The organism is Klebsiella sp. JN_Kp127, assembly GCF_040062505.1.
Taxonomy (GTDB): Bacteria; Pseudomonadota; Gammaproteobacteria; order Enterobacterales; family Enterobacteriaceae; genus Klebsiella; species Klebsiella quasipneumoniae.
Map to the genome: position 1 here is coordinate 286,777 of NZ_JBEAHS010000053.1, position 18,555 is coordinate 305,331.

Here is an 18,555-nt window from a genome sequence, read left to right on the forward strand (position 1 = left end):
TGTGATCTTCTGCGAAATTTATCGTAGCTATTTGCCCTTTTTTGGCGCGGCGTGCCCGCAAAAGGGGCACCCACGGCACGCTCATGCGCAGCGATTGGCAGAATGACGCATCGGATGGCAGCCAGCCTGGCGAATTTCTGCTACCATCCCTGCACTATTCACCTTGCACAGTGGCAGCGACTATGAAATTCGTCTCTTTTAATATCAACGGCCTGCGCGCCCGCCCACACCAACTGGCCGCCATCGTCGAAAAGCACCAGCCGGACGTGATTGGCCTGCAGGAAACCAAAGTTCACGACGATATGTTCCCTCTCGAAGAGGTCGCCAGACTCGGCTATAACGTCTTTTATCACGGCCAGAAAGGCCATTATGGCGTCGCTCTGCTGACCAAAGAGACGCCGATTGCCGTCCGCCGCGGTTTCCCGGATGATGGCGAAGAGGCTCAGCGCCGCATCATCATGGCCGAGATCCCGTCGCCGTTCGGTAACGTTACGGTGATTAATGGTTATTTCCCGCAAGGTGAAAGCCGCGATCATGAGACCAAATTCCCGGCCAAAGCGGCGTTCTATCAGAATCTGCAGAACTACCTGGAGACCGAACTCAATAAAGAGAATCCGGTGCTGATCATGGGCGATATGAACATCAGCCCTACCGATCTCGACATCGGTATCGGTGAAGAGAACCGCAAACGCTGGCTGCGCACCGGCAAATGTTCCTTCCTGCCGGAAGAGCGGGAATGGATGGACCGTCTGCTGGGCTGGGGCCTGGTGGATACCTGGCGTCAGGCTAACCCGGACAATCAGGAGCACTTCTCGTGGTTTGATTACCGCTCCAAAGGCTTCGACGATAACCGCGGGCTGCGCATCGACCTGCTGCTGGCCAGCCAGCCTCTGGCCCAGCGCTGCGTGGAGACCGGAATCGATTATGAGATCCGCGGGATGGAAAAACCGTCCGACCACGCGCCGGTGTGGGCCACCTTCCGGCCGTAAGCCACGTCCTGACCTGCCTCCCGCCGCGCGGGGGGCAGAATTTCCTGAGCAAAATCAACAAAGCGACGGTAAACCATTGTGGCCGTCGTCTGAACAGGATACTGTCGCGCGCACTTTTTAATGTCCACCGCGTCCAGGCTGTACAGGAGACCCCTTCATGAAAAAGAAGCCATCATCCGGCCATTGGTAAAGGGCTGGGACTCATCGCGCTGGCGGCCACGCTGGCCGTTATCAGCCACCGCGTCGGTCTCCACGATCTGCTGACTCACCTGCATCTGCTGCAGGAGACCCTGCGCCATCAGGGCGCCTGGGGCTATCTGGTCTATGCAGCGCTGTTTATCATTGCCACCCTGTGCCTGATCCCCGGCAGCCTGCTGGTGATCGCCGGCGGAATACTCTTCGGCCCGCTGACCGGCTCTCTGCTCTCGTTTGCCGCCGCCACTGTCGCCTCTTCGCTATCGTTTTTGATCGCCCGCTGGCTTGGGCGCGATCTGCTGCAGCGCTATGTGGGCCATACCGCGGTCTTCCAGGCCATTGAGCGCGGTATCGCCCGCAGCGGCAGCGATTTTCTGATCCTCACCCGCCTGGTGCCGCTCTTTCCCTACAACATTCAGAATTACGCCTACGGCCTGACGGCGATCCCCTTCTGGCCTTTTACCCTGATCTCCGCCGTGACCACCCTGCCGGGCCTGGTGATCTATTCGGTGATGGCCAGCGAACTGGCTCGCGAAGGGGCGACCTTCGCCTTCGCGCTCAAGCTGAGCCTCGCCGGCGGGCTGCTGTTTGCCCTGGTGCAGATGGGCAAACGGTTTGCCCGCGCCCGCCGTGTGGCAACGCCCGGCGAGGAGGTGCGCCATGACCCGACCTGATCGCCGTCACCTGCGCCGCGCCCGGCTGGCCCTCGCCGTGGTGGTCGTTGCCGCTCTGGCCGCCTGGCTGTGGTTCCCCGGCGGGCGAGCCTTTCTGCAGCACAGCCTGACGGCGCTAGCGTCGCTGGATCCCCAGCATGTTAAAGACTTTATCGCCGCCTGGGGGGCGCAGGCGGCGCTGGTCTCTTTTGCGCTGATGATCCTCCAGGCGATCGTCGCCCCGCTGCCGGCCTTCCTGATCACCCTGGCGAACGCCGCGCTGTTCGGCGCCTTCTGGGGCGGCGCGCTGTCGTGGTTCAGCGCCATGGTCGGCGCCGGGCTCTGCTTCTGCATCGCCAGAGCGCTGGGGCGCGAGGTGGTGGAGAAACTCACCGGCCGCACGGTGCTGCGCAGCGTCGACGGCTATTTCGCCCGCTTTGGCCCGCAGACGATCCTGGTCTGTCGCCTGCTGCCGTTTGTCCCTTTTGATCCGGTCAGCTATGCCGCCGGACTGACTTCGCTGCGCTTCTGGCCCTTTATGCTGGCCACCGGCGTGGGACAGCTGCCGGCGACCATCGTCTATTCCTGGGCCGGGAGTCTGCTGACCGGAGGCGCCTTCTGGCTGGCCACTGGCCTTTCGCTGCTTTTTGCCCTGGCGGTGGTCATCTCCATCGCCAAAAATATTTACCGTGAACGTCATAAGAGATCGTCGCCATGAGCTTACCCCCGCTGGATACTGTCCCCCTGATCCTTCGTCCGCAGGCCTGGCTGCACCGTCGTCATTACGGCCAGGTGCTGAGCCCCATTCGCTGGTGGGGACGGATCCCGTGGCTGTTTTACCTGGTCTCGCTGTTCGTGGGCTATATTGAACGCCGCCGCTCGCCGCTGGATCCGGTGCTGCGCTCGCTGGTCAGCGCCCGCATCGCCCAGCTGTGCCACTGCGAATTCTGCATCGATATCACCAGCATGACCCTCGCGGCGCGGAGCGGAGGTCGCGACAAACTGCTGGCGGTCGCCGACTGGCGCAACAGTACGCTGTTTAGCGAGCAAGAGCGTCTGGCGCTGACCTATGCCGAAGCCGCCAGTCAGACGCCGCCGGAGGTGGATGATGCCCTGCGCAGCGCGATGACGGCGCATTTTGACGCCCGGGCGCTCACCGAGCTGACCGCCCTGATTGGCCTGCAAAATTTATCAGCGCGGTTCAACGCCGCGATGGCGATCCCGGCCCAGGGGCTGTGCAAGATACCCCCCTCTTCCCCGCATAATAAGGAGTAACGATGCGCCGTTTGCGTGATTTCAGCCTCTGTCTGTACCTGCTGCTGCTCTGGCCGCTGGTGGTGAATGCCGACGACAGCTGGCGGCAGACCCAGACGGAAGCCCGTGGCCAGACCGTCTGGTTTAACGCCTGGGGCGGCGACCCGGCCGTTAACCGCTATCTGGCGTGGGTCAGCGAGGAGGTCAAACGCCACTACGCGATCGACCTGCGTATTGTCCCCATCGCCGACGCCGCCGACGCGGTGAAACGCATCCAGACTGAGGCGCAGGCTGGCCGTCGCCGCGGCGGTTCGGTGGATTTACTGTGGATCAACGGCGAAAACTTTCACACCCTAAAACAGGCCAACCTGCTGCTCACCGGCTGGGCCGAATCGCTGCCCAACTGGCGCTATGTCGATCGGCAAAAGCCGGTTCAGGAAGATTTTTCTGTCGCCACCGAGGGCGCCGAGTCGCCGTGGGGCAGCGCCCAGCTGACGTTTATCGCCCGCCGCGAACAAACCCCGCAGCCTCCCACCAGCCCGCAGGCGCTGCTGGCCTTCGCCAGAGCCCATCCGGGCAGCGTAACCTACCCGCGGCCACCGGACTTCACCGGTACCGCCCTGCTGGAGCAACTGCTGATCGCCCTCACCGACCAGCCTGCCGCCCTGCGCCAGCCGCCTCAGACGGCGACTTTCGCGGCGGTCACCGCCCCGCTGTGGCGCTATCTCGATACGCTGCACCCGGCGCTGTGGCGGGCGGGCAAGGATTTCCCGGCGTCGCCGGCGCGGATGGACGCCATGCTCAACCAGGGCACCCTCCGCCTGTCGCTGACGTTTAATCCGCTCCATGCCCGGCAGAAGGCCGCCAGCGGGGAGTTACCGGCGGACAGCTACAGCTTCGGCTTTACCGGAGGGACCCTCGGCAACGTCCATTTCGTGACTATTCCGGCCAACGCGCGCGCCGTCGCCGCCGCCAAAGTGGTGGCCAATTTCCTGCTCTCCCCTGAGGCGCAATTGCGCAAGGCGGATGCCGCCGTCTGGGGCGATCCAAGCGTCCTGGACCCGCAGCGTCTACCTGACAAGCAGCGCCAGGCGCTGGCGGCCACCCTGCCGCAGGATCTGCCGCCGGTGCTTGCCGAGCCGCACGCGGCGTGGGTTGACGCACTGGAGCAGGAATGGCTGCGCCGCTACGGTACCCACTGATTCTGCTGGCCTGGGGGACGATGGCGGCAATCTATCTGCCCTTATTCCCCGCCGCCGCAGGGCTGGTGTGGCCGGCGCTCTTCCCGGTCCACTGGCGGGCGCTGTTCGCCGACCCGCAGCTGGGCCAGGCGCTGGCCGCCACCCTTGTTTCCACGCTGCTGTCCGTCGGCGGCGCGTTACTGATCGCCCTGACCATCGTCGCCGCCCTCTGGCCTTCGGCCCGCTGGCGGCGACTGGCTTCCCGCCTGCCCTTGCTGCTGGCGGTGCCCCATCTTGCCCTGGCGACGGCGGCGCTGCTGCTGTTCGCCGAAGGCGGCTGGATCTGGCAGCGGCTGCCGTTTTTGACGCCGCCGGTCGACCGGTACGGCATCGGGCTTGGCCTGACGATGGCCCTGAAAGAGAGCGCCTTTGTGCTGTGGGTGATCTACGGCCTGTTGGGGGAGGCGCGCCTCGCCGACCAGGCGACAGCGCTAAAGAGCCTCGGCTACGGCCGCTGGCAGTGCCTGCGCTGGCTGGTGCTGCCTGGGCTGCTGCCCGCCCTCGGCATGGTGCTGCTGGCCGCCGCGGCCTGGAGCCTGTCGACGGTAGACGTCGCCCTGGTGCTGGGGCCCGGCAATCCGCCCACCCTCGCCGTGCTGGCGTGGCAGTGGTTAAGCCAGGGCGATGACCTGCAGCAGGCGAAAGGGGCGCTGGCCAGCCTGCTGCTGCTGGCGATCCTCGGCGGGCTGGCGCTGGTCGCCTGGGGCGGATGGCGGCTACAGCGTCGACGCCTGCCCGATCTGCGCGGCGTTCGGCATCCCCATCCCCACGCCCTGCCCGGCCGCCTGCTGGCGAGTGCCCTGCCGCTGAGCGGCCTGCTGTGCGCGCTATTGCTGGCGGGGCTGGCGCGCTCGGCGCCGCCGCAGACCGAGGCATTGATTAACAGCCTTGGTCTGGCGCTGGCGGCCTGCGCCCTCGGCGCGGCCGTCTGCCTGCTGTGGCTGGCCTGCGGCCCGGCGCGGGGAGATGGCTGGGTCTGGCTGCCGCTGGTGCTGCCGGCCCTGCCGCTGGCCGACGGCCAGTACCGGCTGGCGCTGTACGCCTGGCTAGACGGCGAATGGTGGACCGTCCTGTGGGGCCATCTGCTGTGGGTGGTGCCGTGGATGCTGTTTATTTTGCGCCCGGCCTGGCGCCAGCGCGATCCGCGGATGGCGGTGATCGCCCGCACGCTCGGCTGGGATCCCACGCGTATTTTCTGGCTGCTGACCCTGCCCTCGCTGACCCGCCCGCTGCTGACCGCCCTGGCGGTGGGTTTCTCGGTGAGCATTGCGCAGTATCTGCCAACGCTATGGCTGGGGGCAGGCCGTATCCCGACGCTTACCAGCCAGGCGGTGGCGCTCAGCAGCGGCGGCGAGGCGCAGACGCTCGCCGCCCAGGCGCTGTGGCAATTACTGCTGCCGGCGGTATGCTTTACCCTGACGTCCCTGCTGGCCTGGCTGGCGGGCCGCTATCGACGAGGACTTCGCTAGTGCTAACCGTAAACCATCTGACCCTGAGCGTGAAACGTCAGCCGCTGCTGCGGGAGGTCGCTTTCTCGGTGGCCCCGGGTGAAGTGCTGACGCTGATGGGCCCTTCCGGCAGCGGAAAATCGACGCTGTTTGCATGGATGATTGGCGCTCTGGCCGGCGACTTCCGCGCCGAGGGCGAGCTGTGGCTCAACGATCGGCGCTGCGATACGCTGCCGACGGAGCGCCGGCGCATCGGCATCCTGTTTCAGGACCCGTTGCTGTTCGACCATTTCAGCGTCGGGCAAAATTTACAGCTGGCGCTACCGGAAAGCGTGCGCGGCGAGGCGCGTAAAGCCGCGGTGGAGCAGGCGCTCAGTCGCGCCGGGCTGCATGGATTCGCCGCGCGCGACCCGGCCACGCTCTCCGGCGGACAGCGGGCGCGGGTGAGTCTGCTGCGCGCCCTGCTGGCGCGCCCCGAGGCGCTGCTGCTGGATGAGCCCTTCAGCCGCCTGGATGCTACCCTGCGCGCCGCGTTCCGCCGCTGGGTATTTGAGGAACTGGCCCGCCAGGCCATTCCGGCGATCCTGGTGACCCACGATCGCGAGGACTGTCCGCCGACGGGGCGGTGCCTGGCGATGGAGCGCTGGCAATGAAGCGCAATAGCGTGCAAACCTGCGTTACCGCAAAGAAATCAACGCCTGGCAAGCGGAGAATACGCCCTCCACTTTTTACCGTCGGGCATTTCGATGAAACGTGTTTCTCAATTGACCGCACTCGCCCTGCTCATGGGGCTTGCTGCTACCACCACCTGCGCCGCTGAAACCATGCCAGCGCTCACCCTCTCCCACCTGCAACAGCAGCACGGCGTGGCCATCGACACCCGCCTGAGCGCTTATTACAACGGCTGGCCGCAGCACGTCAACGGCCCGGAAGGGCATGAGCCGCAGGCGCTGAACCTTTCCGCCCGCTGGCTCGGCGCCATGAGCGACGAGCAGCTCCACAGCTGGGCTAAACAGCACCAGCTCCAGCCCGATACCCCCATCGCGCTGTACGGCAGTCCTGAGGATAACGCCAGCGTCGCGGCGCGACTGAAACAAGCGGGCTTCACCCGGCTCAACGTCCTGAGCGACGCTCTGAGCCAGGGCGACCGTCTGCAAAAGCTGCCGCACTTTGAACAGCTGGTCTACCCGCAGTGGCTGCACGATCTGCAGCAAGGGAAAAGCGTGGCTGCCGCCCCGGCCGGCGACTGGAAAGTGTTTGAGGCCGCCTGGGGAGCGCCGAAGCTCTATCTGCTGAGCCATATCCCGGGCGCGGGCTATATCGACACCAATGAGGTGGAGAGCGAACCGCTGTGGAATAAAGTGTCCGATGCGCAGCTGAAGGCGATGCTGGCGAAGCACGGCATCCGCCATGACACCACGGTGATCCTCTACGGTCGCGACGTCTACGCCGCGGCGAGGGTGGCGCAGATCATGCTGTACGCCGGCGTCAAAGACGTGCGCCTGCTGGACGGCGGCTGGCAGACCTGGTCCGAAGCCGGTCTGCCGGTGGCGCGCGGCATGCCGCCGACGCCGCAGCCGGCGCCGGATTTTGGCGCGCCGATCCCCGGCCAGCCGCAGCTGATGCTGGATACCGGGCAGGCCCGCGGTCTGCTGCACCGCCAGGACGCCTCGCTGGTCAGCGTCCGCTCGTGGCCGGAGTTTATCGGCACCACCAGCGGCTACAGCTATATCAAACCGAAGGGCGACATCGCCGGCGCCCGCTGGGGCCATGCCGGAAGCGACTCCACGCACATGGAAGACTTCCATAACCCGGACGGCACCATGCGCAGCGCCGACGATATCGCCGCCCTGTGGCGCCAGTGGAACATCCTGCCTGACCAGCAGGTGGCGTTCTATTGCGGGACCGGCTGGCGGGCCTCGGAAACCTTCATGTATGCCCGGGCCATGGGCTGGCCGCACGTCGCCGTCTATGACGGCGGCTGGTACGAATGGAGCAGCAACCCGCACAATCCGGTCGCCCGCGGAGAACGCGGCCCGGAAAGCAGTCAGTAACGCGTCCCACCCGCGCGCGTCGCCCCCTGCCGGCGACGCGCGATTTTCCGCTCACGCCAACCGCTTTAAGGTCTGGTAGCCGCTGGCGATACGCGTCGCCGTCGTCAGCCAGCATAGCGCGCCAAACAGCCACGCCAGCCAGGCAAAATGCGCCGGAAACAGGCAGCTGAGGACAAACAGCAGGATAGTCTCCGTCCCCTCCGTCAGCCCCCCGAGATAGTGCAGCGATTTATGGGCATAGCCGGGATTGGCGATCTGGTGCTTTGCCGCCAGCGCGGCAAAGGCGAGAAAGCTGCTGCCGGTGCCGATAAAGGCAAACAGCAGCCAGCCCCCCGCCAGCGCGTTATTTTGCGGATCCGCCAGGATAAAACCGAACGGCACCAGGGCATAGAAGAGAAAATCCAGTGAGATATCGAGAAAACCGCCGGCGTCGCTAAGCCCGCGCCGCCGCGCCAGGGCGCCGTCCAGGCCGTCCAGCAGGCGGTTGAGAAGAATGGCCGCCAGCGCCGCGCCATACCACCCTAATGCCAGAAATGGCAGAGCCAGCGCGCCGATGGCAAAACCGAGCAGCGTCAGCCCGTCTGGCGAAATGCCCGGGCGGTCAAGCGCGCCGGCGGCAGCGTTAAGCAGAGGTTTGAGGCGAGGATGCAGGTGGCTATCAAGCACGGGGGTCTCCAGCAGAGTTGGCGGTTGTCAGTGAAGGTCTATGGCGGTGATAATAGGCCAGTTTGGTCTTATTAACGTTGATGCTTATGCTAAAAATGATTGAAGTTGTCGCCGCCATTATTGAACAGGATGGCAAAATTCTGCTGGCGCAGCGCCCGCCCCACGCCGACCAGCCGGGAATGTGGGAATTCGCCGGCGGCAAAGTGGAGCCTGGTGAAAGCCAGCCGCAGGCGCTGGCCCGGGAGCTGCGGGAGGAGATGGGCATCATCGCCCACCCGGCATGCTATATCGCCAGCCATCAGCGGGAAGTCTCCGGTCGCCAGATCCATCTGCACGCCTGGTGGGTACCGAACTTTCAGGGCGTGCCGCTGGCCCACTATCACAGCCAGCTGCGCTGGTGCCTTCCTGCCGACGCCTTAACCCTCGATCTCGCCCCGGCCGATATCCCCCTCCTGCACGCCTTTATCGCCCAGCGCCCGTCCCTTTCTCCCCGCTGATCCGCTCGCCGCCTCGTCATCGTTTTTAGTTATGACGGGCGGGCAATTATAAATTTTGCTGACGGCTTAATTTTTCCTTGCTTGCCTAAGGATTAGCGGTGTTATAGTCGGAAAATCGGTTTTTTCAAGGACCGAATCATAATAAATACACGCAACCACAACCATAAGGGGAACTTATATCTATGGATCAGACGTGCACTCTGGAAGGCTTTCTCGCCCGCGTTCAACAGCGCGATCCTCATCAAACCGAATTTGCTCAAGCCGTCCGGGAGGTCATGACCACCCTGTGGCCTTTCCTTGAGGAAAATCCGCGCTATCGTCAGCTTGCTTTGCTGGAACGTCTGGTGGAACCGGAGCGCGTGATCCAGTTCCGCGTGGTGTGGGTGGACGACCGCAATCAGGTCCAGGTCAACCGCGCGTGGCGCGTGCAGTTCAACTCGGCCATCGGCCCGTATAAGGGCGGGATGCGCTTCCATCCGTCGGTGAATCTGTCGATTCTCAAATTCCTTGGCTTCGAGCAGACCTTCAAAAACGCCCTGACCACCCTGCCGATGGGCGGCGGGAAAGGCGGCAGCGATTTCGATCCTAAAGGCAAGAGCGATGGCGAAGTGATGCGCTTCTGCCAGGCGCTGATGACCGAGCTCTATCGCCATCTTGGCCCGGATACCGACGTACCGGCAGGCGATATCGGCGTCGGCGGCCGCGAGGTCGGCTTTATGGCCGGCATGATGCGCAAACTCTCTAACAACAGCGCCTGCGTCTTCACCGGTAAAGGCCTCTCCTTCGGCGGCAGCCTGATCCGTCCGGAAGCCACCGGTTACGGCCTGATCTACTTCACCGAAGCAATGCTCAAACGTCACGGCCTCGGCTTCGAAGGCGCTCGCGTGGCGGTCTCCGGCTCCGGCAACGTCGCGCAATACGCCATTGAGAAAGCGATGGAGCTTGGCGCGCGGGTGGTCACCGCCTCCGACTCCAACGGCACCGTCGTTGACGAGGCGGGCTTCACCAAAGAAAAACTGGCCCGCCTGATCGACATCAAAGAGCGTGCCCACGGCCGGGTGGCCGACTACGCCCGCGAGTTTGGCCTCACCTATCTCGAAGGCCAGCAGCCATGGTCAGTGCCGGTGGATATCGCCTTGCCTTGCGCCACTCAGAACGAACTGGACGTCGATGCCGCCCGCCAGCTGATTGCCAACGGCGTGAAGGCCGTGGCGGAAGGCGCCAACATGCCGACCACCATCGCCGCGACCGATCTGTTCCTTGAAGCTGGCGTGCTGTTTGCCCCGGGCAAAGCGGCCAACGCCGGCGGCGTGGCGACGTCCGGTCTGGAGATGGCGCAGAACGCCGCGCGCATGGGCTGGAAAGCGGAAAAAGTGGATGCTCGCCTGCATCACATTATGCTGGATATCCACCACGCCTGCGTGCAGTACGGCGGTGAAGCGAAGCAGACCAACTACGTGCGCGGCGCCAATATCGCCGGTTTCGTGAAGGTGGCGGATGCCATGCTGGCCCAGGGCGTGATTTAACCTCCCCTGACGCCCTCCCGGCGGCTGCCCGCCGGGAGGCGTCTCACGACGTCATCGTGATCACCACTTTCCCCAGATGTTGACCACTGTCCAGACAGGCATGCGCCTCGGCAATCTCCGCCATCGGGTAGCTGGCATAGATCATCGGCTTGCATTTCCCTGCCTCAAGCAGCGGCCAGACGTGGCGCCGCAGCGCCTCGGCAATCTCCTGTTTCTCCGCCGCCGTCCGGCCGCGCATGGTGGAGCCGGTGACGGTGGCCCGCTTGAGCATCAGGGTCTGAATATCCACCTCATGAGCGATTCGCCCGCCCATAAAGCCGATGATCACCAGCCGTCCATCCTTTTTCAGTAGCCCCAGGTTGCGGTTAAAGTAAGGGCCGCCCACGATATCCAGAATGACATCCACCCCTTCATCGTTGGTCAGTTGGTGAATTTTCTCTGCGAAATCTTCGGTTTTGTAGTTGATCGCCGTGGCGTAGGGTCGCAGCGCGGCAATTTTTTCGTCCTGGCCGACGGTGGCATAGACGCTCATCCCCAGCGCGTGACACAGCAGGACCGCGGTGGTGCCAATCCCGCTGGCGCCGCCGTGGATCAGAATGCTCTCGCCGGACTGCAGCTTACCGAGCTGGAAAACGTTCGCCCACACGGTGAAGAAGGTTTCCGGAATGGCGGCCGCTTCGCTAAAGCTGAGGCCCGCCGGGATCGGCAGCGTCTGGCCTGCCGGGACGGCGCAGTATTCGGCATACCCGCCGCCGTTGGTCAGCGCGCAGACGCGATCCCCGGGGGCAAAGGTTGTGACCTGCGCGCCGACCTTCACGACCACGCCCGCCACCTCGAGGCCGGGCACGGGGGTGACGCCCTCAGGCATGGGATACAGCCCCTGGCGCTGCAGAATATCCGGCCGGTTGACGCCCGCCGCTTTCACTTCGATGAGCACCTCATGCTCCCCGACGGTGGGGATCTCACCTTCGCGGATCTGCAATACTTCCGGGCCGCCCGGTTGGCTGATAGCGATATATTTCACGGGTCCTCCTTATCGCCTGGGAGAGAAATGAGCAACGGCATCGGGAAGGGGAATGGGCATCCCTGTTCTGAGGGGGTCGTCAACCCCTTCCCGGCTGTTTAGTGTAGACCATTGACCTGGCGGGGGGAGAAACGGCGGCCGCGGGGAAGCGCATCCTCGCGGCCGCCGGGCGGGTTATTGCGGCGGCGGCGCGGCATCGTCTGCCGCTTTTTTGCCTTTCGCTTTGCCTTTGCTCTTACTGAAGGATTTTTTCGCCCCGCCAGGCGCCACCAGACCGCGGAACTGGCGCACCGGCGTGCTGCGCGCCTGCTCGATCAGCTGATACAGCGTCCCCACCAGCGGCTGCATAAAATCCTGATAGCGGCACTGTTTCTCGCTGATTTGCGTCAATACCGACTCCCAGTGGGCGGTCATGTCCGGTCGCCCGGCCATCTCCGGCAGGGAATGAATCAGCGCCCTTCCGGCCTCCGAGGAGTGAATATAGCGCCCCTTTTTGCTCAGGAAACCGCGCTTAAACAGCAGTTCGATAATCCCGGCGCGGGTTGCTTCGGTGCCGAGGCCGTCGGTGGCGCGGAGGATCTTCTTCAGATCTTTATCCTGCACGAAGCGGGCAATCCCGGTCATCGCCGACAGCAGCGTGGCGTCGGTAAAGTGGCGCGGCGGCTGCGTCTGGCGCTCCACCACCTCGCCCCTCTCGCACAGCAGTTCATCGCCTTTGGCCACCACCGGCAGCGGCGTGCCGTCGTTCTCTTCATCGCGCTCTTTGCTGCCAAGCAGCGTCCGCCAGCCCGCCTCGGCCAGAAAACGCGCTTTAGCGACAAATTTGCCGTTGGCGATCTCAAGGTCAATCTGGCATTTACGGAACACCGCGTCAGGGCAGAACTGCATCAGATACTGCCGGGCGATCAGGGTGTAGACCTTCGCTTCGTTATCGGTGAGTTTGACCTGGCTGCTGCGGGCGGTCGGGATAATCGCATGGTGCGCGTCGACCTTTTTATCATCCCAGCAGCGGTTGCGGATCTCCGGATCCACCACCGGCTGCGGCAGCAGATCCGCCGCATGGACGGCAATCGCATTCAGCACCGCATGGCGGCCGGCGAAATGCTCTTCCGGCAGGTAGCGGCTGTCCGAACGCGGATAGGTGATGAGCTTGTGGGTTTCATACAGCTTCTGGCAGATATCCAGCACGTTTTGCGCGCTGAAGCCGAAACGTTTGGCCGCCTCAATCTGCAGCGCCGACAGCGAAAACGGCAGCGGCGCGGGTTCGGAATCGCGCTTATCGTTATAGCCGGTCACCAGCGCCGGCTGGCCTTCGATACGCTTAACCACGTGCTCGGCCAGCGGACGATGCAGCAGGCGCCCTTCTTCATCCTGGTAAGGTTCGCAGGCTTCGCTCGGCACCCAGGTCGCGACAAAGCGCTCCTCCTGCGGCGTGACGATATGCGCTTTGACGTCGAAGAAATCTTTGGCGACGAAGTTTTCAATCTCTTCATCGCGGCGCACCACCAGGCCGAGCACCGGGGTCTGCACCCGCCCCACGGAGAGCACCCCCTGATAGCCGGCGTTGCGCCCCAGCAGAGTATAGGCCCGGGTCATATTGATGCCGTACAGCCAGTCGGCGCGCGCCCGCGCCAGCGCCGACACGCAAAGCGGCACAAACTCGCTGTTGGCGCGCAGGCGGTTGATCGCCCGCTCCACCGCCTGCGGGTTGAGATCGTTTATCAGACAGCGCTGCACCTGCTGGCGCTTCTCCGGCGCCAGCTGCAGGTAGTCGAGGACCTCGTCCACCAGCAGTTGCCCTTCACGGTCGGGGTCGCCAGCGTGGATAACCTCCTCGGCGTCGCCGAGCAGGCGCTTGATCACATTCAGCTGTTTGGTGACCGAAGGTTTAGGCTGCAGCTGCCATTTCTCCGGCACAATCGGCAGGTCGGTGAGATTCCAGCGGGCATAGCGGCTGTCATAGACGTCCGGCTGCGCCTGCTCCAGCAGGTGACCGATACACCAGGTGACCACCTGCCCGTTGCCGCACTCAATATAGCCATCGCCTTTGCGGTGCGGTTTAGGCAACACATCGGCGATAGCCCGACCGAGACTCGGTTTTTCTGCAATAAACAACCGCATCGAATCAACGGATCTCGATCATCGGTCGCCCGCCGCGGGCGGTCACCAGTTCGCCGATGGCGGCCAGCTTAATACCGAACTCCGCCGCGGCGGCCTGGACTTCCGCCTCCGCCTCCGGGGTCACCGCCAGCAGCAGACCGCCTGAAGTCTGTGGGTCGCACAGCAGATCGCGCCACTCCGTCGGCATCTCGCCCATCAAATGGCCGTAGCTGGCGAAGTTGCGCCCGGTGCCGCCCGGCACCGCGCCGGCGGCGATATACTCCTCCACCCCCGGCAGTTTCGGGATATCGGCATAGCGCAGTTGCGCCTGCACGCCGGCCCCGCGGCACACCTCGCTGAGGTGGCCGAGCAGGCCAAAGCCGGTGACGTCGGTCATCGCCTTCACCCCGTCGATAGCGGCAAACGCGGCGCCGGCGAGGTTCATCTGGCACATGGTCTCCGTCGCCAGCCCCTGATGCTCTGGCTTGAGCAGCGATTTTTTCTCCGCGGTGGTCAGCACGCCGATCCCCAGCGGTTTGGTGAGATACAGTTTGCAGCCCGCCTGCGCGGTGCTGTTTTTCTTGATGCGCTCGGTGGGCACCACGCCGGTGACCGCCAGACCAAAGATCGGCTCAGGAGCGTCAATGGAGTGGCCGCCCGCCAGCGCGATCCCGGCCTGCTGGCAGGCAAAGCGCCCGCCCTCCACCACGTCGCGGGCGATTTCCGGCGCCAGGGTGTTGATCGGCCAGCCGAGAATGGCAATCGCCATAATCGGTTTCCCGCCCATGGCGAAAATATCGCTGATGGCGTTGGTGGCGGCAATGCGGCCAAAGTCGAACGGATTATCGACAATCGGCATAAAGAAGTCGGTGGTGCTGACGATTGACGTGCCATTACCAAGATCGTAAACGGCGGCATCATCGCTGGTTTCGTTGCCGACAAGCAGGTTCGGGTCGACAAACTTCGCCTGCTCGCTATGCAGGATGGTTTCCAGCACTTTCGGGGAAATTTTACAACCACAACCGGCTCCGTGGCTGTATTGCGTTAAACGAATGGCTTGCTCGCTCATGGACATCTCCTGTCATTGCAATCCCGCTATGTTAGCGCCCAAACGTCAGGGTGGTAAGTACGACAGTCTGAAATCGCGTATGGTTGCTCATTAAGCAGACAAAAAGCCGTTTTTGCGAGACGCGGCAATTTTTTCCCGACCATTTTCACTTTTACTTAAAGATGACAGAAATGTGACAACCCAGGACTGTCTTCTCTGGAATGATTATGACGTAAGGAAATTCTAATGAAAAAGCGTGTTCTTGCCCTTTGCCTGGCCAGTTTCTTCTCCGTTAACGCCTTCGCGCTGGTTCCCCCCGGTAACGATGTCACCACCAAGCCCGATCTCTACTATCTGACCAATGCCCAGGCCATCGACAGCCTGGCGCTGTTGCCGCCGCCGCCGGCGGTGGGCAGTATCGCGTTCTTAAACGATCAGGCGATGTATGAGCAGGGGCGCCTGCTGCGCAACACCGAGCGCGGGAAGCTGGCGGCAGAGGATGCCAACCTCAGCGCGGGCGGCGTGGCTAACGCCTTCTCCAGCGCCTTTGGCTCGCCGATCACCGAAAAGGACGCGCCGCAGCTCCATAAGCTGTTGACCAATATGATTGAAGACGCCGGCGATCTGGCGACCCGCGGCGCGAAAGAGAAGTATATGCGCATTCGCCCGTTTGCCTTCTACGGTGTCTCCACCTGCAACACCACCGAGCAGGACAAGCTGGCGAAAAACGGCTCTTACCCATCCGGGCATACCTCCATCGGCTGGGCCACCGCCCTGGTGCTGGCGGAGATCAACCCGCAGCGGCAGAACGAAATTTTGAAGCGCGGCTATGAGCTCGGCGAGAGCCGGGTGATCTGCGGCTATCACTGGCAGAGCGATGTCGATGCGGCGCGCATCGTCGGCTCCGCGGTGGTCGCGACGCTGCACACCAACCCGGCCTTCCAGCAGCAGTTGCAGAAAGCCAAAGACGAATTCGCCAAAACGCAGAAGTAACGTCATCGCCGTTGCATTCCCGGAGGCGGCGCCTGGCGCGCCTTGTCCGGGCTACCTTTGGGCCTGCAGGCCGGGTAAGGCGCACGCCGCCGCCCGGCATAGATGCGGCTCCGAGCCTTCTGCCATCGCCCGGCGGCGCTGTGCTTGCGCGGGCCTACATTAAGGGGTATCCGTCTGATATAAGGATGGTTATGTAGGCCGGGTAAGGCGCAGCCGCCACCCGGCGTAACACGCGCTGACTCAGAATCGCGTCACAAACGGCGCGGTATCCGGCAGGGCAATGGTGGTTGAGGCTTTCAGCTGCGGCGTGCCCAGATAGAGGAAGCCGACGATTTTATCCTGCTCGCGGCACCCGAAGCCGGCCCGCACCACCGGGCTCTCGGTCAATGCTCCGCTGCGCCAGATGCCGTTGAATCCCTGGGCCAGGGCCGCCATCTGCATCGCCATCACCGCGCAGCCAGCGGACATCTCCTGCTCCCAGCGCGGCACCTTCGGGTGGTCTTCACAGCGCGCCACTACGGTAATGATCAGCGGCGCGCGAAACGGCGCATTGCGGGCTTTCTCTATGCCCTTCTCATCCTGGCCGGCCTCCCGGGCCCCCTTTTCCAGCAGCTGACTAAAGCGTTCGCGGCCGTCATCGGCGATAATGAAAAAGCGCCACGGCTGCAGGGTGCCATGATCCGGGGCGCGCAGCCCGGCGCGCAGAATGTTTTCCAGCTGTTCGCCGGCCGGGGCCGGTTCCGCCAGGCGGGAAGCGCTGCGGCGATTAAGCAGTAGGTCGAGAGCATCCATCTGTATAACTCCTGTGATGTCATTTTTCATAAAATTAACATGCACAAGGATTTTGTTACAGCGCGGTCGGTGATTCCTGCTGACAACCGACGGCTCACTCTTTAGGATAGCCAGACGCGGCGGCCCCTGCGGCCTGCCCATTTTTAGATAACGTTAGGGAGAATACATGCGAACCCTTTGGCGACTGATTGCCAGCTTTTTTAAATGGACGTGGCGGATACTCAACTTTATTCGCAAACTGGCCCTCAATGCGATCTTCCTGGTGCTGGTGCTGGTGTGTATCGGCATCTGGAGCCAGTTCAGTAGCACCACCAGCGAACATGCCGCGCGCGGCGCGCTGCTGCTGGATATTACCGGCGTGGTGGTGGATAAACCGTCCGCCAGCAGCAAGCTCGGCGTAATTGGCCGCCAGCTGTTTGGCGCCAGCTCGGACCGTCTGCAGGAGAATTCTCTGTTCGATATCGTGCAGACCATCCGTCAGGCGAAGGATGACCGTAATATCACCGGTATTGTGCTGGATCTGAAAAACTTCGTCGGCGGCGATCAGCCCTCCATGCAGTACATCGGTAAAGCGCTGCGCGAATTCCGCGACAGCGGCAAACCGGTGTATGCCGTCGGCAGCAGCTACAGCCAGGGCCAGTACTACCTGGCGAGCTTTGCCAACAAAATCTGGCTCTCTCCGCAGGGGGAGGTGGACCTGCACGGCTTCGCCACCAACGGGCTGTACTACAAGTCGCTGCTGGATAAGCTGAAAGTCTCCACCCATGTCTTCCGCGTCGGCACCTATAAATCCGCCGTCGAGCCTTTCATTCGCGATGACATGTCCCCTGCCGCCCGCGAAGCGGACAGCCGCTGGATTGGCGAACTGTGGCAGAACTACCTCAACACCATCGCCGCCAACCGGCAGATCACCGCCCAGCAGCTCTTCCCGGGCGCCCAGGGCATTATCGATGGCCTGCGTAAGGTGGGCGGCGATACGGCGAAATATGCGCTGGACAATAAGCTGGTGGATGAGCTGGCGACCTCCACGGAAGTGGAAAAGGCGCTGACCAAACAGTTTGGCTGGAGCAAAGCGGATAACAATTACCGGGCGATCAGCTATTACGACTACAACGTGAAGGCACCGTCTGACCAGGGTTCCGCCATCGCGGTGATCTTCGCCAACGGCGCCATCATGGACGGCGAGGAGACCCCGGGCAACGTTGGCGGCGACACCACCGCTGCGCAAATTCGCGATGCGCGCCTCGACCCGAAAATTAAGGCCATCGTCCTGCGCGTCAACAGCCCGGGCGGCAGCGTAACCGCCTCGGAAATCATTCGCGAAGAGCTGGCGGCAGCCAAAGCCGCGGGTAAACCGGTGGTCGTTTCAATGGGCGGCATGGCGGCCTCCGGCGGCTACTGGATCTCCACGCCGGCGGACTACATTGTCGCGAACCCAAGCACCCTCACTGGCTCCATCGGCATCTTTGGGGTGATCAACACCGTGGAAAACACCCTCGGGTCGATTGGCGTCCATACCGACGGCGTCGCCACGTCGCCGCTGGCGGATATCTCCAGCACCAAAGCGCTGCCGCCGGAAGTGCAGCAGCTGATGCAGTTGAGCATTGAGAACGGCTATCAACGCTTTATCACCCTGGTGGCTAACGCGCGTAAGAGCACGCCGGAGAAAATCGACCAGATTGCCCAGGGCCACGTCTGGACCGGGGAAGATGCCAAAGCCAACGGTCTTGTCGACAGCCTCGGCGACTTCGACGACGCGGTGGCCAAGGCCGCCGAGCTGGCGAAGCTGAAAACCTGGCACCTCAACTACTATCAGGAAGAGCCCACCTTCTTCTCGATGGTGCTGGACAGCCTGACCGGTTCGGTACGCGCCTCGCTGCCGGCCGCCATTCAGGCCTGGCTGCCTGCGCCGGTGGCCGCGGCAGCCGAGACGGTGAAAGCCGAAAGCGACAAGCTGGCGGCGTTTAACGACCCGCAGAACCGCTATGCCTTCTGCCTGACCTGCGCCAACATCCGTTAATACGCAGCGGCTGCCCCGTCTCCCGGGGCAGCCTTTTTTCCGCACCTGCCAGCGC

18 protein-coding genes are annotated in these 18,555 nt (G+C 63.3%); 12 read left to right on the top strand and 6 right to left on the bottom strand.

What is annotated here, in order from left to right; translation table 11 throughout:
* Window positions 1-182: 182 nt before the first annotated feature.
* A complete protein-coding gene (xthA, locus tag ABLV04_RS23495) occupies window positions 183-989 on the top strand; it encodes an exodeoxyribonuclease III (protein WP_023289293.1) in 807 nt (268 codons plus the stop codon).
* Between the two features lie 155 nt (window positions 990-1,144).
* Here xthA and ABLV04_RS23500 read toward each other — a convergent pair whose 3' ends face one another.
* A complete protein-coding gene (locus tag ABLV04_RS23500; protein ID WP_023289292.1) occupies window positions 1,145-1,288 on the bottom strand; it encodes a hypothetical protein in 144 nt (47 codons plus the stop codon).
* Between ABLV04_RS23500 and ABLV04_RS23505 the strand changes: the two genes are divergently transcribed.
* The 7 genes from ABLV04_RS23505 (at window position 1,220) to ABLV04_RS23535 (ending at window position 7,834) form a co-directional block, all read left to right on the top strand.
* On the top strand, window positions 1,220-1,858 hold the full coding sequence (locus ABLV04_RS23505) for a TVP38/TMEM64 family protein (RefSeq protein WP_223822588.1): 639 nt from the start codon (window positions 1,220-1,222) through the stop codon (window positions 1,856-1,858). The two genes, ABLV04_RS23500 and ABLV04_RS23505, sit on opposite strands and share 69 nt — an antisense overlap.
* Window positions 1,845-2,555 carry a TVP38/TMEM64 family protein gene (locus ABLV04_RS23510; protein WP_147733765.1) on the top strand — a complete coding sequence of 237 codons (711 nt, stop codon included), beginning with the start codon at window positions 1,845-1,847 and terminating at the stop codon, window positions 2,553-2,555. Before ABLV04_RS23505 ends, ABLV04_RS23510 begins: the two co-directional genes overlap by 14 nt.
* Window positions 2,552-3,112, top strand: a complete 561-nt coding sequence (locus ABLV04_RS23515; RefSeq protein WP_023289289.1) for a carboxymuconolactone decarboxylase family protein — start codon at window positions 2,552-2,554, stop codon at window positions 3,110-3,112. Before ABLV04_RS23510 ends, ABLV04_RS23515 begins: the two co-directional genes overlap by 4 nt.
* Before the next feature lie 2 nt (window positions 3,113-3,114).
* A complete protein-coding gene (locus ABLV04_RS23520) occupies window positions 3,115-4,293 on the top strand; it encodes an ABC transporter substrate-binding protein (protein WP_023289288.1) in 1,179 nt (392 codons plus the stop codon).
* Window positions 4,266-5,801: an ABC transporter permease subunit gene (locus ABLV04_RS23525; RefSeq protein ID WP_147733764.1), complete on the top strand. Its 1,536-nt coding sequence runs from the start codon at window positions 4,266-4,268 to the stop codon at window positions 5,799-5,801. The genes ABLV04_RS23520 and ABLV04_RS23525 overlap by 28 nt, the downstream gene beginning before the upstream one ends.
* Window positions 5,801-6,433 carry an ATP-binding cassette domain-containing protein gene (locus ABLV04_RS23530; protein WP_048334784.1) on the top strand — a complete coding sequence of 211 codons (633 nt, stop codon included), beginning with the start codon at window positions 5,801-5,803 and terminating at the stop codon, window positions 6,431-6,433. The genes ABLV04_RS23525 and ABLV04_RS23530 overlap by 1 nt, the downstream gene beginning before the upstream one ends.
* 93 nt (window positions 6,434-6,526) lie before the next feature.
* A complete protein-coding gene (locus ABLV04_RS23535) occupies window positions 6,527-7,834 on the top strand; it encodes a sulfurtransferase (RefSeq protein WP_180265716.1) in 1,308 nt (435 codons plus the stop codon).
* A gap of 51 nt (window positions 7,835-7,885) precedes the next feature.
* On the opposite strand, the gene ABLV04_RS23540 is transcribed toward ABLV04_RS23535, so the two are convergent.
* A complete protein-coding gene (locus ABLV04_RS23540; RefSeq protein ID WP_101989496.1) occupies window positions 7,886-8,500 on the bottom strand; it encodes a CDP-alcohol phosphatidyltransferase family protein in 615 nt (204 codons plus the stop codon).
* Between the two features lie 86 nt (window positions 8,501-8,586).
* Here ABLV04_RS23540 and ABLV04_RS23545 point away from each other — a divergent pair, with 86 nt between their 5' ends.
* Window positions 8,587-8,997, top strand: coding sequence for a pyrimidine (deoxy)nucleoside triphosphate diphosphatase (locus tag ABLV04_RS23545; protein ID WP_044523153.1), 411 nt, complete (start codon window positions 8,587-8,589; stop codon window positions 8,995-8,997).
* A 182-nt stretch (window positions 8,998-9,179) separates the two neighbouring features.
* Window positions 9,180-10,523 carry an NADP-specific glutamate dehydrogenase gene (gdhA, locus tag ABLV04_RS23550; RefSeq protein ID WP_101989497.1) on the top strand — a complete coding sequence of 448 codons (1,344 nt, stop codon included), beginning with the start codon at window positions 9,180-9,182 and terminating at the stop codon, window positions 10,521-10,523.
* A 43-nt stretch (window positions 10,524-10,566) separates the two neighbouring features.
* Here gdhA and ABLV04_RS23555 read toward each other — a convergent pair whose 3' ends face one another.
* The 3 genes from ABLV04_RS23555 to selD all read right to left on the bottom strand — a co-directional run bounded on the left by ABLV04_RS23555 (window position 10,567) and on the right by selD (window position 14,716).
* A complete protein-coding gene (locus ABLV04_RS23555) occupies window positions 10,567-11,547 on the bottom strand; it encodes an NAD(P)H-quinone oxidoreductase (protein WP_032452513.1) in 981 nt (326 codons plus the stop codon).
* Window positions 11,548-11,721: 174 nt separating this feature from the next.
* On the bottom strand, window positions 11,722-13,668 hold the full coding sequence (locus ABLV04_RS23560; protein ID WP_032452512.1) for a DNA topoisomerase III: 1,947 nt from the start codon (window positions 13,666-13,668) through the stop codon (window positions 11,722-11,724).
* Between the two features lie 4 nt (window positions 13,669-13,672).
* The gene (gene selD / locus ABLV04_RS23565; protein WP_048297312.1) at window positions 13,673-14,716 is read right to left on the bottom strand and encodes a selenide, water dikinase SelD; all 1,044 of its coding nucleotides are present in this window, start codon (window positions 14,714-14,716) and stop codon (window positions 13,673-13,675) included.
* 225 nt (window positions 14,717-14,941) lie between these two features.
* Here selD and phoC point away from each other — a divergent pair, with 225 nt between their 5' ends.
* A complete protein-coding gene (gene phoC / locus ABLV04_RS23570; RefSeq protein WP_004203793.1) occupies window positions 14,942-15,688 on the top strand; it encodes an acid phosphatase PhoC in 747 nt (248 codons plus the stop codon).
* A 240-nt stretch (window positions 15,689-15,928) separates the two neighbouring features.
* On the opposite strand, the gene ABLV04_RS23575 is transcribed toward phoC, so the two are convergent.
* Window positions 15,929-16,480, bottom strand: a complete 552-nt coding sequence (locus ABLV04_RS23575) for an NAD(P)H nitroreductase (protein ID WP_032452510.1) — start codon at window positions 16,478-16,480, stop codon at window positions 15,929-15,931.
* 166 nt (window positions 16,481-16,646) lie between these two features.
* Here ABLV04_RS23575 and sppA point away from each other — a divergent pair, with 166 nt between their 5' ends.
* Window positions 16,647-18,500, top strand: coding sequence for a signal peptide peptidase SppA (sppA, locus tag ABLV04_RS23580; protein WP_348816250.1), 1,854 nt, complete (start codon window positions 16,647-16,649; stop codon window positions 18,498-18,500).
* The last annotated feature ends 55 nt before the right edge of the window (window positions 18,501-18,555 follow it).